Genomic DNA, 16,720 nt, shown 5'->3' on the forward strand with positions numbered 1-16,720 from the left:
ATAGTACACTCATAGGAGGTAGTTAAGTGTTTGATAAAAATGAAATGCAAAAAACAAATGGGATATTTCAAACTAATGCATTAACCCCAAATTTAATTGGTCCCACACTCCCGCCAATCCCACCATTTACTTTACCAACCGGCCCCACGGGTCCAACAGGAGGGACAGGCCCAACGGGAGTAACGGGTCCAACAGGAGTAACGGGTCCAACAGGAGTAACGGGTCCAACAGGAGTAACGGGTCCAACAGGGATAACAGGTCCAACAGGGATAACGGGTCCAACGGGTCCAACAGGGATAACGGGTCCAACGGGTCCAACAGGGATAACGGGTCCAACGGGTCCAACAGGGATAACGGGTCCAACGGGTCCAACAGGGATAACGGGTCCAACAGGGATAACAGGTCCAACAGGAGTAACGGGTCCGACAGGGATAACAGGTCCAACGGGAGGGACTGAAGGTTGTCTGTGTGATTGCTGTGTTTTACCTATGCAAAGCGTCTTACAACAACTTATTGGAGAAACTGTGATTCTCGGCACTATTGCAGACACACCAAACACGCCCCCACTTTTCTTTCTATTTACTATCACTTCCGTAAATGATTTTTTAGTTACAGTTACAGATGGCACCACAACCTTCGTGGTTAATATTTCTGATGTAACAGGGGTAGGTTTTTTACCACCAGGACCACCTATCACATTACTTCCACCTGTCGATGTAGGATGTGAGTGTGAATGTCGTGAACGACCAATTAGACAATTATTGGATGTGTTTATTGGATCTACAGTAAGTCTTTTGGCAATTAATGGTTCTATTGCAGCAGATTTTAACGTGGAACAAACAGGACTTGGTATAGTGCTAGGTACATTACCTATAAATCCAACTACAACCGTTAGGTTTGCTATTTCAACTTGTAAAATTACAGCTGTAAATATAACTCCTGCTACGATATAATAGATTTCTTTCAGAAGTATCTATTTAATTTCATTGATAATGATTATGTCATACAAACATACTTTGAAAAATGAATAATAAATGCACTACCAAAATATGATATTCTTTTAGGAATAATTTGTGAAGTTCACAAGAAAATGGAATTATATATGATGTTATTTCTCACAAAAGAATAGTTTGATGTATAACAAAGTCGCCCTTAATTGGACGGCTTTGTTATGTAATACGAAGAAAAGACCGCCTATTACGGGCGGTCGATTTTTACTAATGATTTTTTAATGCTTGTTTTAACGTTTCAACTGTTTGTTCAAGCCATTCTATAGGATTAAGTTTTAAAGAAGGAAAATAAATTTCAGTATAATATTCAATGAACGCTTCTTTTTCTTGCGTGGATAAATCACTTTTTAAAAATTCAGTTATGTACTTTACAGTATTTTCTATACACACTTTGTGAGCTTCTTCTATAAATTCATTTAAGGCTTTTTCTACTGTTCCCATATCTTGATGAAATGTTCCGTCTAAAAAATCACTTACTTCTTCATACATATAATCTTTATCATTCATAAGTATCCTCCTAAATTTCTATCTTACGGGATATCCTGTTCGAATATAACTTCCTTGTCCGTCTTTTTTTAAGATAATTTTAGCATTAGTTACCTCTAAAATATTTTCAGATCCTCTTACAATAGATCGACCAATAACTTCATCACCTCTATACCTAAACGCTAGAGTTGGCGGGCTGTAGGGATCATCTAACCACCTTTCTATTTTACGTATATTTCGAGGATTGGTTAACACTTCATCAGCAATTTTTTGGGCTGTTTCTAAATTATTAAAAGATGAAGACCCTGTGATATCGGGATCGTCTTTTAAGCGTTGAGCCAATGCTTCATTAGATATTTCAACATGCTTTTCCATTAAATGTCCACCTTTGTCTTCGTGTTGCTTTAAATCACCATCAAATACACGTGGACTATATTGGGTTGATCTATCTATGTTTTCAGCAGATAAAATAGTATCTTCAGCTTTTCTAAAATCAGGTGTATCAAATGCAGAGCGTATATTATTTCCGCCAGCGAAAGCAAACTCATTGTGATTACGATTGAATAAGGATGCAGCGTCTTGCAAGCTTTGATTAGCAGTTCGTGAAATCTCAGCTAATTTTGTGCCAGGGTTCAACATTGCAATTTTATCCACGCCTTTTGTTCCTACGAATAGTTGTCCAACAGCCAATATAGTATGACCAGCCGCGCTTCCATACCATGCTGCACCACTATACGAGTCACCATTGGTAACGTCACGATTCCAAGAATCAGAAATTGTTTGTTTTATAGCATTGAACGTCTCGACTGGGTGAGAAACGGCTTCAATCGTGTTATTAAATGTGTCAATTGGATGGATAACTGCATCTGCAAGTCCTAATAATTCATCACCTATAGCGTCGCCCACGCCCTTTTTTAAGTGATAGGGGACACCTAATCCAGATTTTTCAAAAGCAGATTCGATTTCATCATCTATAGTCTCTTTTATTTTATTCACATCTTTATAAGCTACATCGATACCATGTTTAAATTTATCATATAAAGACTCATCGGAATTTTTTACTTTACTAAGATCCTCATAAGTTTCCTTGAGACCATGCCAAACCTTGTCACGTAAAGATCCATCATTTTTCTCACTATCTAACTTACCACACATTGCTCCTTCTTCAAGATTTCCGTCATATGAAGCATCTGCGGTACGGAATTTTTCGGCACTCCGTTTCAAGTCTTCTTCTACTTGTACAATTGAATTAATGGCTGTAAAAGCTTTTGGTCTTGCATCATTGAACATTTGAATGAACTGTTGATTAGAGGCGCCAATCCATTGAAAACACAAATGATCTATTTCATTACATAAATTATTATGTATAGATTCTAATGCGATCCTGGTATTACTTGCACGATTTGCAACATCTTCTAGCATTTCAGGTGTCACTTTGATTTGAACCATTTTTTTCCTCCCTCTCCCAATTAAAATTATAAGATAAATAGAAGAAAAGTAAATATATAAAATTTAGATTATATTAAGGGGGATTTATTTATAGAAGAAATATAAAAAAGTGCTAACAAGTTTGCAAACGAACTTGCTAACACCTATAAGAAATAGACATAAATTATCGCCGATATGTCGTCTTTGAAAATAGCTTTAATCAGTTACATCATACTTATACGAAATGCTCATAAAGACAGTCTTAATATCAAGAATATAATCATCCAGATATCCCTTTACTTTTAAGACGAAAACGGGGCATGATATTGATTTCTACCTCAGAGTTTGCGTCAAATAATAAAAAAATACGGTTTGTAAAACTAAAAATACAACAAGCTACAACGGGCATGAAATGGATTAAGATATTTAGAAATTTAAAAGATGATTTTCAAATAGGGGGAGAGGTGGATTTAGACCATATTCTCCAATATCCGAAAGATTATATTGTAGGAGAAAATAAAAGGGTGTTATTTCCATACAATGAGAGAATTTATAAAGTTCAAGGTACTAAAATAGAACCGGGTATAACAGTAAAGGAAAGAGAGTATTTATTTAAAGAATTTCAGCGTAAATTCTCTTATTTCACAATACTTCCAGAATGTAAAAAGGTAGCTACAAATAACAAAAATGAATTATTTCCTTTATTTGCACCAAAAGGATTAGAGACATTAATATTAGAAGTTTGGTCTGAAAATATAGCGCTGGAAATAGAACAAGCATTACTTGATAGCGAAATTGTTTTGACTAAAGTTGGTGAAAATTCTTATGTATTGAATACAGATTTTCCAGTGTTATTAAAGATTGTGAGATACAATATTGAAAAGGTGTTACAAAATCCATATAAAATGCAATATTGCCAAAAATATAAAACAAATCTTGTAGATGATGTTAAGAAAGCTGTCTATGCTACCGCGGGTAAGCGCAGTGATGCGACATTAGCATTAATCGCGATGAAGAATTGTGATGGACGCGAAAAAATTGATCCAAAACAAATCATTAGAGAGGGATTTGCACGAACAAACCGTATTTCAACATTTATTAATTTATTTATAGGACAAAATGTATCTCGTAAAACAATTGTAAATAGTATTTTTAGTCTATTAGAACAAAAAGGATTTTTGAGGCGTAGTTGGAATAAGATAAATTTACCTTGTACATATGTTAGTTTATCAATTGAACGAATATCGAAATTCGATTTCTTACCTATTTTTTCAAAAATAAAAGGAAAAGAAATTTTATATAAATTATATGGGAGTACAGAGTGGCAAACGATTGATTACGTATTATTAAATATAAATAAACATAATGCATTTTTACCACAACCATCAAAGAGAAATGATATGGGGGCTCTTTTTAAACAATATGTTTTCGAAACATTAATGGAAATTGTACAATATGCAAAAGAACAAAATGAACAAGTTTACTTCATTGTAGATGCAAATTTAAGAAAATATTGGATAAAAGAGTTACAAAATAAAGAAATTAATATAGATATTTTACCTGATATTGTTCCAGAGGTGTTAAAGGTTCCAAATTTAAATATTATTAGAATAAATACAGGTTTTGATGTACCAAGTTACGGTGTAATAGAATCTGATGATGCTCTAGATAGCATTGGCTTATATGCAGATCAAAAAGGGATGTATTATAGCACTGGTGAATATTCACTTAATTGTAGTGGGATTTTTCAGCGATATATAATTGAAATTTTACCATTGGGTGTAAAACCTGTAGAAAGGGATTATATCGCTAAAATGATACATTACATGTGCTGTAATTCTAGTATGCTTTCGAAAAAGAATGTACACATGACATATTCCGTACATATGGAAAAAGTAATGAAGACTTATATTACTGACATAGATGCAAGAGAGTTTAAAGAATTTGATGATGAATTGGATGTAGATGTAGTAAAGGTAGAAAAGAAAGATTCAATTACTCTACTTTAAATACTAGTAAACAAATCCTGCTCGTTATATCGATCAGGATTTGTCATTTTTTTATGTAAATAAGGATATCCTTTGTCAAGTATCTTTTCGTTTACATATTTACTTTATGTGCAGACAGGATTAATATGTTTTTTAGAAATACAAAAACTATATCATATGGAAAAAGATTTTTATTAATTGAAAAAATTTGAAAGGAATGGGGAATTGTGAAGAAATTAGATGTGCTCTTAATGCTATTGAGCGGCCTCTTTCCAATTGCAGGACTTACAAAGCAAATCCCTCTAGAACAATCTATATATATTGGAGGGCTTTTATTTTTTACTAGTTTCGGTAGTTATTTTGCTAAAAAGATGTATTCACGTATATGTAGCTGGATAGCGTATGCGCCATTTATAACATTACTGTTAGTTATTTGGCATCAGGATATTTCAACAAGTTCAATCATAGCAAATGCGAAAATTGCTGCATGTGTCGCGTTAATTCCATGTTTATTCCGTTTTCGTACATATGGACTTACTTTGGGCTTATTCTCATTATGGGCCGCTTTACTATGGGATATAAAAGAAGTACAGTCGTTAGTCATACTTGAACGCATAACGAGTTTAATGACAAGCCATTATGTATATATATTACTATTAATTGGAGGACTTGTATTAGGAGGATTACTTGCGATGTTCATTCACCGCAAAGAGAAAGATAATAAAGAAAATAAAAATCTACTTGGACCAAAAAAGAAACGCAAAAGATTATCAATTAAGATTCGACTTCCAAGGTTGCCGAAATTAAAGATGAAACTATTTAAGTTTGGTGGGAAAGAATCTAAAAGTAAAATGCCAGAAAAGATCCATGAGTATAAGTACGAAGAACCAGTTGCAACATATGAAATGACAGAGCAAATAGATCCATACAAAGAAAATGCAGTTCAAGGTCAAACAAGGATGGAACGCCGAAGAAATAGGTATAATGCATAATGAAGTTTAATAACCCCGTAATGACTTATCTTAATATTGATAAATCAGTACGGTTTTTTTATGTAATTAAATGGAGGTTGTTAATGTGGGGGGAAACAGCATATTTTATAGGTGGGAACCAAAATGAAATAAGGGGAGGATAAAATGCTTATTATTACATATATATCTGCTTGTATATTATTCTTAGTTAGCTTTTTACATGTATATTGGGCTTTCGGAGGTAATTGGGGGACAAATAGTGTTATTCCAACTAAATCAGGGGAAAAGGCGTTTACACCTCGCGCCGGAATGACATTGTTCATTGCATTATTATTAAGTATGGCAGCAATAATTTTGTTGCAACAAGCAAAAATTGTTCATTTTGCAGTTCCTAATGTTATTATTCAAGTCGGTTCCTGGATTTGTATGATCGTCTTTTCTATTAGAGTAATTGGTGAGTTTAATTATTTTGGTATCTTTAAACGACAAAAAGATACGCACTTTGCTAGAATGGATACCGGTTTATATATTCCACTTTGTGTATTGTTATCTTTATCTTTCTTATTAACAATAATTTTGTGAGTAAATAATAGTAGTTTCTTTTCTCAAAATATATGTAAACGTTAGAAATCTAAGAGTAAATAAAAAGGGTGTAAGCGCCTTCTTGTCGAAATGTAAATTATTATGAAAGGCGGTGACACTATGAAGTATGTAAAAGTTAGTATGAATGGTGGAAGTGAACACAAATTCTCAATGACTTTAGATCGGTTTGAAGAACTTATTACTACAGAGAATGGGATATTAGAAAATAAATTAGTATGTATTGAAAATGTAATGATTAATCCTACTAATATATCTTCTGTAGTTGAAAAAATTGGTGTACCGGCTAAGTTTATGGAAGCTTAAAATCGTTAGATAAAAAACATCCATTGAGGATGTTTTTTAATTTATAATTATGAAATTGTGCAGTGAATTTTTGAGTAGATTTTTTAGCAATGACTATGCATATATTAAGTACCTGAACATGGTGCTTAATACATGCACGAAATAATAAGTACAAGCATATATTATGTAGTAGGACAAGATCTTCGTGTCCTACTTAATACTCAGAAAAAACCTCTAATCACATAAGAGCATCCAATTGCAGGGTGCTCTTATTTTTTATGAAAATCTACTACGAGCCTTATTTTATAGTAGGATGCAATAATAAAGGGCTATTTTGAAATAGTGTTTTTTAGCCTTTAATTTTAAATTTATCTTTAACGTTAATAAATATTAAAAATAATATGATAGCAGAAATTAAGTTAGATAAGTAGAAATCTTGATGAAACAGTAGTTCGAAGATGACATCGAAAGTAACGAATAAGGCGATAGCAGGTAGTATGCAAATAAATATAAATCTCCAATTTTTTAAGTAATGTTTATAATTTGTAAGTACTTTATCCATAAATATAGCTCCTATATTTTTGTTTTTATATAATTATACATTTAGATACAAGGATTTTCAAAGTAAAAATATTTAGCAATTCAAAAATATAAGAAGAGCTTTTGTTAAAAATCCAGATTGCTGTAGTAATCTGGATTTGACTTTAAAGAACTATACTAAAATGATACACTATAATCTACGTTATTTTTGAAATGAATAGAGGGATTTGTGTGATAGATAAAATTAAAAATGCTGTAGAGGATATGTACGAAGATGAGGCTAAAGGTTTACTTCAAAATATTCTCATACAGTTAAACTTATTAGAAGAAAACTATAGTGAAGATACAATTAAAAATTTGATGGATATTCCGAAACAATTAACAAGTAATCCTACTTATAAAAGGAATGTAAAAGAAAGTACGCACGTACATATTGCTTTTGATGATTCAACGGCTGGTTGCTTGAAATATATGTTAAGTCAAGAAGAATTATTTGAAGAGAGTGTTGTTGCTTTTTCGGAATTCTTTTCAATTGGACCGATATATAAGTTGCATACGAATAAGGGGCAACTAGCAAGACAGAAGTGGTTAATAAATAACTTAACTGCATATGATAGTTATTTTGAAGAAGAATATTTATTAAGATTTATAGCAACTATAGAAGAACTACATACTATTCCTGTTGAAACGCCTATTACAATTTGGAGGGCTGATAATGCACATGAACATGTAGGTCTAAGTTTTGTAATAGCACAATTAAAGGATAAGAAAAACATTCGAATAATTAATACGTCTGAAGCAAGCAGAGAAATATTAAAACAAGAGTATGATATTCGTGGAACGGGAGAATTACCACCTGAAAGTTTAGCTCTATTCCAAAAAAGTTTTATAAAGTTACCTTATTTAACTGAAGAGAAGCGCATGAAGTTTGAACATGAGTGGAATAGATTATCGGAAAGCATAGAATGTTTAAGAGTGTGGAAAGAAAATGAAGTGCATTCTGTACAGGAAGATTATTTTGATCAATTTATAATTGAATGCGCGAAAAGTGTGGGTGCTGATCGAGAGTTCCTCAAAGCTCCTAGAGTAATTGGTGAAGCACTTGGTCTTGTTGAACAATTGGTTGGAGATACTTTCTTAGAATATCGCTTGAAACAATTAATTATACAAGAAGTATTTGAATTTGAAGGTTCGTTAGATGAAATGCGTTTTTATAGTGTGAAGTTAAGGAGATGATAAAAATATTCTATTTTTGAAAAACTCGTATTTTTAATAATACGAGTTTTTTAAGTTGAATTTGGGCTATACATAAGCTTCCCAGAGAGGGCATATCACATATGAATGATAAAGGTAATGAATGAAAAGAAGGTGATTTGTTAATATGTATAACCAACAAAATTATCCATATGATCAAGCGATGTATTATAATCCACAAAACTACGGGTATGAACCTACAAATGAAGTGAGAGATATGGAACAAGAAGATTACAGACCAGATGATGCGGAAGATGCTCCAACGTCACCACCACCGTCACAAGCGCCATCGTTACCGTCTACATTTGCTTCTCCAGCACAACCAGGCAATATGAAATCATGGATGTGTAACTGTTTAGGAAGATGGGGCTATTTACGTTTACATCGTCCTGGACCTTTTGGAAGGGATTTATGGTTCTTTCCGACTGAAGTGAGAAGAAACGGAGTATCAGGTTACACTTGGCAAGGTGGTCGTCGTCGTAAAGTAAGTTATCGCTATCAACAAATTAGTAATTTTATGTGCTTCGCATAAAGAGAAGTGGGAGAGTAAAACGATTGTACTCTCTCACTTTTTTATTTTTCAATATACGAAGTAAGATTTTGATTAAAAATTTACAATTTTCACGTTTTTATTAGAGTATAATGCATATGTTGGTTGGTTTTCAAAAACAAATGAGAGTGAGGGAATACAATGTCAATGAAAAACAAAGTTGGGTTAAGCATAGAGGATGGCATTAATTTAGCTTCAGCTCAGTTTAAAGAAGATGCGTATGAAATTTATAAAGAATCGCGAAAAAAACAACCTATATTATTTGTAAACCAAGTTGAAATCGGTAAAGAATGGCTCATTACTAGATATGAAGATGCTCTGCCACTTTTAAAAGATAATCGTTTAAAAAAAGATTGGACAAATGTGTTTTCTCAAGATATAAAGAACATGTATCTTTCCGTTGATAATAGTGACCACTTAACAACACATATGCTAAATTCAGATCCACCTAACCACAGTCGTTTACGATCTTTAGTTCAAAAAGCTTTTACACCGAAGATGATTGCACAATTAGACGGAAGAATTCAGAGAATAGCAGATGATTTGATAAGTGATATAGAGCGAAAAGGTACATTAAATCTTGTGGATGATTATTCATTTCCATTACCAATTATTGTAATAAGTGAGATGCTCGGTATTCCAAAAGAAGATCAAGCGAAATTTAGGATTTGGTCTCATGCTGTTATTGCATCACCAGAAACACCTGAAGAAATAAAAGAGACCGAAAAACAACTATCTGAATTTATTACATATCTTCAATATTTAGTTGATATTAAAAGAAAAGAGCCAAAAGAAGACTTGGTGAGTGCTTTAATACTTGCAGAGAGTGAAGGGCATAAACTTAGCGCTCGGGAACTATATTCAATGATAATGCTATTAATTGTCGCAGGACATGAGACGACAGTGAATTTAATTACAAATACGGTATTAGCACTTCTTGAAAATCCAAATCAATTACAGTTATTAAAAGATAATCCAAAACTAATTGATTCGGCTATTGAGGAAGGATTGCGTTATTATTCTCCAGTTGAGGTTACAACTGCAAGATGGGCAGCGGAACCTTTTCAAATTCACCATCAAACAATACAGAAAGGAGATATGGTTATTATTGCATTGGCTTCAGCGAACCGTGATGAAACAGTATTTGAAAATCCAGAAATATTTGATATTACACGGGAGAACAACCGTCACATTGCCTTTGGTCATGGTAGTCATTTCTGCTTAGGAGCTCCACTTGCGAGGTTAGAAGCAAAGATTGCTATTACTACTTTGTTTAATCGAATGCCTGAACTAAAAATAAAAGGGAATCGTGAAGAAATTAAATGGCAAGGTAATTATTTAATGCGTTCTTTAGAGGAATTGCCTTTAACTTTCTAGAATAGTTAAAAGTAGACATGCATACATCGAAAATGATTTACATAGAGTATGTATGTGTTATTTAAATTCGAAACGGAAGGGTGAAGACATCCCAATGATCAACTAATTCTATTTGTAAGAGATCTTCGTTAAAAAACGAAATATTCTTCTGAATAGGGTTAGTCTGTACATTTATAGAAAAGGGATGTATTTCGCTCTGCGAATATATAGTCTTTTTATATGATTTGTGCTGCCTCTTGTTCAGAACATGAAATAGGAGGCTTTTTTATGTCGACAAATGTAGTAACGAAACAAAACAATGGGGTATCACAAGTATTAAAAAATCGGTTTGTACAAGGGATTTTAGCATCAGCATTATTTTTACAAATAGGAATATGGGTTCGAAACTTTGCGGTATTACTATATGTAATGGAAATGACAAAAGGTGATGCTTTTGCAATTTCCATGATTTCAGTTGCTGAATTCGCTCCAATTTTTATTTTTTCATTTATTGGCGGTACCTTTGCTGATAGGTGGAAGCCAAAGAAGACAATGATATGGTGTGAAACGTTAAGTTCCATTTCAGTATTCGCTGTCTTAATTACGCTTATGTTTGGAACGTGGAAAATTGTGTTTTTTGTGACACTCATCTCTGCAATCCTTTCACAGTTTTCACAACCATCTGGAATGAAGTTGTTTAAACAACATTTATCAACGGAACAAATTCAATTAGCGATGTCTATATATCAAACGATATTTGCAATATTTATGGTATTAGGACCAATTCTAGGGACATTTATCTTTCATAGTTTTGGAATTTATATTTCAATCATCATAACAGGTATCTCGTTTTTACTTGCGGCAGTTGTATTGTTATTTCTTCCGAAAGATCTTGAAAACGACGTAGAAAAGAAAGATATCACTCTGCTGCAGGAGATGAAGGATGGTATTAAGTATGTCAAAAAGAAAAAAGCATTAACTTTGCTAGGGCTTTGCTTTATGGCTGCAGGACTAGGTATAGGATTAATTCAACCATTAGGTATATTTATTGTGACTGAGCAGCTAGGATTATCAAAAGAGGGTTTACAGTGGCTACTAACAGTAAATGGTGCGGGAATGATTGTTGGCGGAGCATTAGCAATGGTATTTGCGAAAAACGTTGCTCCGCAAAAGATGTTAATTATCGGTATGCTTGGTCAAGCAATTGGTATTGGCATTATAGGATATTCTACAAATTTATGGGTGACACTTACAGCTCAGCTTTTTAGTGGCTTAGCTCTTCCTTGTATCCAAATTGGTATTAATACGCTTATTATTCAAAATAGCGATACCGATTTTATAGGTCGTGTAAATGGTATTTTAAGTCCGCTATTTACCGGTTCAATGGTAGTAACGATGAGTATAGCTGGCTCATTAAAAGAGATGTTTTCATTAAGTATGATGTATGAAGGGACGGCTTTACTTTTTATAATTGGATTATTGTTTATTTTACCTATATACAATTTAAAGCCAGTAATAGCGGTAGAAAGTCAAATAAGTGGTAAAGGAAGTGCCGTACAAAATGAATCCTAATCCAAATGTTAAATACCCTATTGAAGGAAATCAAAACGTTCAATTTATAAAAAATATAATAACAAAACCTAATATACTTGTTGGTGACTATTCTTATTATGATGCGAAAGATGGAGAAACATTTGAAGATCGAGTATTACATCATTATGAATTTCTTGGAGATCGCCTTAATATTGGAAAGTTTTGTTGTATTGCATCTGGAGTTAACTTTATTATGAACGGAGCCAATCATCGGATGGATGGATTTTCGGCATATCCATTTAATATATTTGGAAATGGGTGGGAAAAGTATACACCTAGTTTGTCTGATTTACCTTATAAAGGTGATACAGTTATAGGAAATGACGTTTGGATTGGTATGGATACAACAATTATGCCCGGAATAAAAATAGGGGATGGTGCAATCATTGCAGCTAAATCTGTTGTGACTAGAGACGTCGCACCATATACAATTGTTGGTGGAAACCCTGCAAATAAAATAAAAGAGAGATTTTCAAATGAAATAATAGAAGAATTATTGCAAATTCAATGGTGGCATTTTGATATTGAAAAAATAACTGGAAATATTGATGCTATTGTACGCGGAGATATTGAACCATTAAGAAAGCTAAAAAGGGAATGAAAAATGGATGACAAATAGTATCATACCTCCGAATTTTGTTAATGATAATAGAACAAGGAGGTGTGATACTATGGCACAAGACGTTTTATGTGAAGTAAATAACTGTAAATTTTGGGCGAACGGTAATAAATGTAGTGCAGAGGCAATTTACGTAGTAAGTCATAAAGGTAAACATGCATCTACAACGGAAGAAACAGATTGCAAAACTTTCGATCCAGAAGTGTAAATGTTTGAAGGGTAGCCAAATCGTGGTTGCCCTTTTATTAATTATAGTATTGATAATAAATATCATTTTCATTCATTGTTTTTAACTTTTCTTGTTATTTTTTCATATTTTTTTCATAAGTGATGTAATCCAACTCAATTCATGTTCAATTCGTGATTTACTAAATTCAATGACTTCAGTAATAAAAGATGAGGTAACATCTAGAGACTGAATAGCAGTAAGCTGATTATGTAGTACGTTTTGACGTACAGTCAAAATCTCTTTTCTATCCTCATAGTCAAGTTTTTCAAATAGCGCAATACGAACAAGAAATTCTGTATTGTTTGTCGCAAGTTTTTCGGGAAACTCTCGTAACATTTCAGAAAAAATTTCTTCTCCTGTTTCTGTTATATCGTACATATTTCGGTTTGGTTTTCCGACTTGTTTATGTATTTTTTTCGTTATAGCACCCATATTTTCAAAGCGCCGAAGGGCTGGATAAAGCATGTTGTGATTTAATTCGAAATTTTCACCTAAACGATTTTGAACATTTTTTTTAATTTCATATCCATGTTTTGGTCCTGTCGTTAATTCTGCTAGTAGTAAAATGTCAACGTACATAAAAATCCCCCTTATATATTTCTCAAGTTCTCTAATGAAAAATCCCCTTTGGTATATGTTAAAATAACATATGATAGTTTATACAACTTTGGACTGCCGACCTATCACTTTTATTGTAAAAGAAAAGGGAGGAAAGAACTATGGCTTCACCTGAAAATGTTATTTTAGTTCATGAAATTTCAAAGCTGAAAACAAAAGAAGAATTATGGAATCCATATGAATGGTATCGTTTGATGAGGGATAATCACCCAGTTCATTATGATGAAGAGCAGGATGTATGGAATGTTTTTTTGTATGATGATGTAAATCGTGTTTTATCAGATTATCGCTTATTTTCAAGTAGAAGGGAGCGCAGACAATTCTCAATCCCTCCTTTAGAAACTAGAATAAATATAAACTCTACAGATCCACCAGAACATCGCAGTGTACGTTCCATTGTTTCTAAGGCATTTACTCCAAGAAGTTTAGAACAGTGGAAACCTCGAATACAGGCTATCGCAGATGAACTTGTACAACATATCGAAAAATGTAGTGAAGTTAATATCGTTGAACAGTTTGCTGCACCTTTACCTGTTACCGTTATTTCCGATTTATTAGGAGTCCCAACAACAGATCGTAAAAAAATTAAAGAATGGTCTGATATTTTATTTATGCCGTATAGTAAAGAAAAGTTTAATGATCTGGATGCCGAGAAAGGGATAGCATTACATGAATTCAAAGCATACCTTCTACCGATTGTTCAGGAAAAGAGATATCATTTAACCGATGATATCATTTCTGATTTAATTCGAGCTGAATATGAAGGCGAAAGATTAACCGATGAAGAAATTGTAACCTTTTCATTAGGTTTACTAGCGGCTGGGAATGAAACCACTACAAATTTAATTATTAATAGCTTTTATTGCTTTTTAGTAGATTCACCTGGAATTTATGAGGAGTTAAGAAAAGAACCTAATTTAATTTTAAAAGCGATTGAGGAAGTATTACGCTATCGCTTTCCTGTTACATTGGCCCGGAGGATTACAGAGGATACAAATATATTTGGTCCTTTCATGAAAAAGAATCAGATGATTGTTGCGTGGGTTAGTGCAGCGAATTTAGATGAGAAAAAATTTTCACAAGCCTCTCAATTTAATGTACATCGAACAGGAAATGAAAAGCATTTAACCTTTGGGAAAGGTCCTCACTTTTGCTTAGGAGCACCACTTGCACGTTTAGAAGCTGAGATTGCATTAACTACCTTTATAAATGCTTTTGAAAAAATAGAGCTATCTCCATCTTTCTGTTTAGAAAAATGTATATTGGAAAATGAACAAACATTAAAATACTTACCTATTCGATTGAAAGCCAAATAAAAATCTTAACAAGGTGCATACATTTGCATCTTGTTTTTTTGTTTCTCAATTGTGAGTTTTCGGCAATTACCTTAATATGGAATTGTATAAAACGTAGAGGAGGATTCTTATGTTGACTTGTAATGGAAGTAAATCATTTCAAAAGTTTATTAAAGGTGTTACAAATCTTATGGAAAACGGTTTATTTGAAGAAGAAATAGTGTGTGGCATTGAAAAATTACTAGAAGAACTTTTAGAAAAGAAAACATGGCTTCCGTTAGAAAAACAGAAGGCCAATTTGACCCAATATGCAAGACATTTATTGTATGAAGATCCGCTCAAACGTTTTGAAGTACTAGCTCTCGTATGGAAAGATGGACAATCTACACCTTTACATGATCATGACGGCACATGGGGAGTAGAAGGCGTTTTTTCAGGAAGGATAATGGTACAGAACTTTATACAAACGAAACAACTTGGAAATTCACTTGTTTATTTAACACATACAGGAAATCTTTATTTGGGAGAAGGAGAAACTGATAAAGTAATTCCACCAGCAGATTGTCATATTCTTGAAATTAGCGAAAATGAAAGCGTTATTACGATTCATGTCTATGGAAAACGATTAGAAAAGTTTAAAGTATATATCCCAACTGAAGAAAAAAACGTGTACATGTGTGAGACAAAATACATTAGTTATAATTCATAGTTTAAAATCCAAAGCTTTTTTAAAAAGAAAAGCTTTGGATTTTATTTTTAATTATTTCTTGACCTGAAACGCTTTTCATAAATTATAAATAAGAAGTACCTCACGAGGATTGTATGGAAACGATACCTAATAATTAATTAGAACTCGTGTATTTATAGAAAGTGGTGAAGAAATAATGAAATTAATCGCAATTGATTTAGATGGAACTCTTCTTTCGGGGAATAAAATGATAAGTAAAGAAAATGCAGAAGCAATTCGAACATGTCAAGAAGCTGGCCATGTTGTAGCAATTTGTACAGGACGTTCTATTGTTGACATTGAGCGATTATTGTTAGAAGTTAATTTAGAGTGTCCAATCATTGCGGAAAATGGGGCTCTTATATATAAAGATAAAAAAATGATGAAGAGATATCCAATTCAAAATATGCAGGCACTTGAAATTGTAGAATATCTTGAAGAGAATGGTTTATATTATCAGCTTTATACTGATAAAGGTGTGTATGTACCGGATTATGGAGTAGAGAGTGTACGTAATGAAATTGAGTATGTGAAGAATTCAAAAGAAAATTTCGACTTGAAAGAGTTAGAAACAATCGCAGCATTATATCTTGAGCATACAGCGTTTCATAGTGCGGAAAGTTGTAAACCAATTGTAGAAACAGATATACATGTGCATAAACTATTACCATTTTCTTATGATATTGAGAAATTAAAAAAACTAAAAGAAACATTTCTTCATAATACAGATTTAGCAATTACATCTTCATATTGGCACAATTTAGAGATTAATCATCGAGATGCTCAAAAAGGGAATGGATTATATACTTTAGCAGAACATCTTAATATTCCGGTTGAAAACACTGTAGCGATAGGTGATGGATTAAACGATGTTTCTATGATGGAAAAAGCGAATATATCAATTGCAATGGGAAATGCAGTTGAAGAAATAAAAGCAATGTGTAAATACGAAACGTTATCAAATGAAGAACATGGTGTGGCACATGCTTTATATAAATATGTAATGTAATTAAAAAAAGAAAAAAGAATCCAAATGGATTCTTTTTTCTTTTTTATTAGGGGTAAGGTATTCTATGAGATTCATAGAAGCCTTATTACATTTCATTATATAGAATATATTGGAATAAATGTGTATATTTTTCATAAAAATTGTGAATATTTTATGAACTTT

At 32.7% G+C, this 16,720-nt stretch carries 18 protein-coding genes; 14 read left to right on the forward strand and 4 right to left on the reverse strand.

Going from position 1 to position 16,720, the window contains the following annotated elements:
- The first annotated feature begins 26 nt into the window (after positions 1 to 26).
- Positions 27 to 953 (forward strand): exosporium leader peptide-containing protein, encoded by a 927-nt coding sequence (locus tag ACS2FK_RS17550; protein ID WP_063547404.1) that lies wholly within the window; start codon positions 27 to 29, stop codon positions 951 to 953.
- A 264-nt stretch (positions 954 to 1,217) separates the two neighbouring features.
- Here the strand turns inward: ACS2FK_RS17550 and ACS2FK_RS17555 are convergent, their stop codons facing one another.
- A complete protein-coding gene (locus tag ACS2FK_RS17555; RefSeq protein WP_000998176.1) occupies positions 1,218 to 1,517 on the reverse strand; it encodes a contact-dependent growth inhibition system immunity protein in 300 nt (99 codons plus the stop codon).
- An 18-nt stretch (positions 1,518 to 1,535) separates the two neighbouring features.
- Positions 1,536 to 2,945 (reverse strand): WXG100 family type VII secretion target, encoded by a 1,410-nt coding sequence (locus tag ACS2FK_RS17560; protein WP_063547405.1) that lies wholly within the window; start codon positions 2,943 to 2,945, stop codon positions 1,536 to 1,538.
- A gap of 305 nt (positions 2,946 to 3,250) precedes the next feature.
- On the opposite strand from ACS2FK_RS17560, the gene ACS2FK_RS17565 reads away from it, so the two are divergent.
- The 4 genes from ACS2FK_RS17565 to ACS2FK_RS17580 all read left to right on the forward strand — a co-directional run bounded on the left by ACS2FK_RS17565 (position 3,251) and on the right by ACS2FK_RS17580 (position 6,789).
- Positions 3,251 to 4,933, forward strand: a complete 1,683-nt coding sequence (locus ACS2FK_RS17565; RefSeq protein ID WP_063547406.1) for an RNaseH domain-containing protein — start codon at positions 3,251 to 3,253, stop codon at positions 4,931 to 4,933.
- 206 nt (positions 4,934 to 5,139) lie between these two features.
- The gene (locus ACS2FK_RS17570) at positions 5,140 to 5,904 is read left to right on the forward strand and encodes a DUF3959 family protein (RefSeq protein WP_063547407.1); all 765 of its coding nucleotides are present in this window, start codon (positions 5,140 to 5,142) and stop codon (positions 5,902 to 5,904) included.
- A gap of 144 nt (positions 5,905 to 6,048) precedes the next feature.
- On the forward strand, positions 6,049 to 6,465 hold the full coding sequence (locus ACS2FK_RS17575; RefSeq protein ID WP_063547408.1) for a DUF3995 domain-containing protein: 417 nt from the start codon (positions 6,049 to 6,051) through the stop codon (positions 6,463 to 6,465).
- Between the two features lie 120 nt (positions 6,466 to 6,585).
- Positions 6,586 to 6,789 carry a hypothetical protein gene (locus ACS2FK_RS17580; RefSeq protein ID WP_000878369.1) on the forward strand — a complete coding sequence of 68 codons (204 nt, stop codon included), beginning with the start codon at positions 6,586 to 6,588 and terminating at the stop codon, positions 6,787 to 6,789.
- 328 nt (positions 6,790 to 7,117) lie between these two features.
- Here the strand turns inward: ACS2FK_RS17580 and ACS2FK_RS17585 are convergent, their stop codons facing one another.
- The gene (locus ACS2FK_RS17585) at positions 7,118 to 7,330 is read right to left on the reverse strand and encodes a hypothetical protein (protein WP_063547409.1); all 213 of its coding nucleotides are present in this window, start codon (positions 7,328 to 7,330) and stop codon (positions 7,118 to 7,120) included.
- Positions 7,331 to 7,539: 209 nt separating this feature from the next.
- Here ACS2FK_RS17585 and ACS2FK_RS17590 point away from each other — a divergent pair, with 209 nt between their 5' ends.
- The 6 genes from ACS2FK_RS17590 (at position 7,540) to ACS2FK_RS17615 (ending at position 12,888) form a co-directional block, all read left to right on the forward strand.
- A complete protein-coding gene (locus tag ACS2FK_RS17590) occupies positions 7,540 to 8,544 on the forward strand; it encodes a DUF1835 domain-containing protein (RefSeq protein WP_063547410.1) in 1,005 nt (334 codons plus the stop codon).
- A 145-nt stretch (positions 8,545 to 8,689) separates the two neighbouring features.
- Positions 8,690 to 9,094 carry a hypothetical protein gene (locus tag ACS2FK_RS17595; protein ID WP_063547411.1) on the forward strand — a complete coding sequence of 135 codons (405 nt, stop codon included), beginning with the start codon at positions 8,690 to 8,692 and terminating at the stop codon, positions 9,092 to 9,094.
- A 159-nt stretch (positions 9,095 to 9,253) separates the two neighbouring features.
- A complete protein-coding gene (locus ACS2FK_RS17600) occupies positions 9,254 to 10,489 on the forward strand; it encodes a cytochrome P450 family protein (protein ID WP_063547412.1) in 1,236 nt (411 codons plus the stop codon).
- 267 nt (positions 10,490 to 10,756) lie between these two features.
- Positions 10,757 to 12,040: an MFS transporter gene (locus tag ACS2FK_RS17605; RefSeq protein WP_063547413.1), complete on the forward strand. Its 1,284-nt coding sequence runs from the start codon at positions 10,757 to 10,759 to the stop codon at positions 12,038 to 12,040.
- Positions 12,030 to 12,662: a Vat family streptogramin A O-acetyltransferase gene (locus ACS2FK_RS17610; RefSeq protein WP_063547414.1), complete on the forward strand. Its 633-nt coding sequence runs from the start codon at positions 12,030 to 12,032 to the stop codon at positions 12,660 to 12,662. The genes ACS2FK_RS17605 and ACS2FK_RS17610 overlap by 11 nt, the downstream gene beginning before the upstream one ends.
- Before the next feature lie 70 nt (positions 12,663 to 12,732).
- Positions 12,733 to 12,888 carry a DUF1540 domain-containing protein gene (locus ACS2FK_RS17615; RefSeq protein WP_000046095.1) on the forward strand — a complete coding sequence of 52 codons (156 nt, stop codon included), beginning with the start codon at positions 12,733 to 12,735 and terminating at the stop codon, positions 12,886 to 12,888.
- Between the two features lie 102 nt (positions 12,889 to 12,990).
- Here ACS2FK_RS17615 and ACS2FK_RS17620 read toward each other — a convergent pair whose 3' ends face one another.
- A complete protein-coding gene (locus tag ACS2FK_RS17620) occupies positions 12,991 to 13,488 on the reverse strand; it encodes a PadR family transcriptional regulator (RefSeq protein WP_000289124.1) in 498 nt (165 codons plus the stop codon).
- Positions 13,489 to 13,628: 140 nt separating this feature from the next.
- Here ACS2FK_RS17620 and ACS2FK_RS17625 point away from each other — a divergent pair, with 140 nt between their 5' ends.
- From ACS2FK_RS17625 to ACS2FK_RS17635, 3 genes are all read left to right on the forward strand, one after another.
- Positions 13,629 to 14,843 (forward strand): cytochrome P450, encoded by a 1,215-nt coding sequence (locus tag ACS2FK_RS17625; protein ID WP_063547415.1) that lies wholly within the window; start codon positions 13,629 to 13,631, stop codon positions 14,841 to 14,843.
- A 109-nt stretch (positions 14,844 to 14,952) separates the two neighbouring features.
- Complete coding sequence (locus ACS2FK_RS17630; RefSeq protein ID WP_000954443.1) at positions 14,953 to 15,531, forward strand: cysteine dioxygenase family protein; 579 nt, start codon at positions 14,953 to 14,955, stop codon at positions 15,529 to 15,531.
- A gap of 175 nt (positions 15,532 to 15,706) precedes the next feature.
- Positions 15,707 to 16,558: a Cof-type HAD-IIB family hydrolase gene (locus ACS2FK_RS17635; protein ID WP_000766393.1), complete on the forward strand. Its 852-nt coding sequence runs from the start codon at positions 15,707 to 15,709 to the stop codon at positions 16,556 to 16,558.
- Positions 16,559 to 16,720 lie beyond the last annotated feature (162 nt).

This window comes from Bacillus cereus group sp. BceL220, from assembly GCF_051776965.1.
In the GTDB taxonomy this organism is placed as follows: Bacteria; Bacillota; Bacilli; order Bacillales; family Bacillaceae_G; genus Bacillus_A; species Bacillus_A cereus.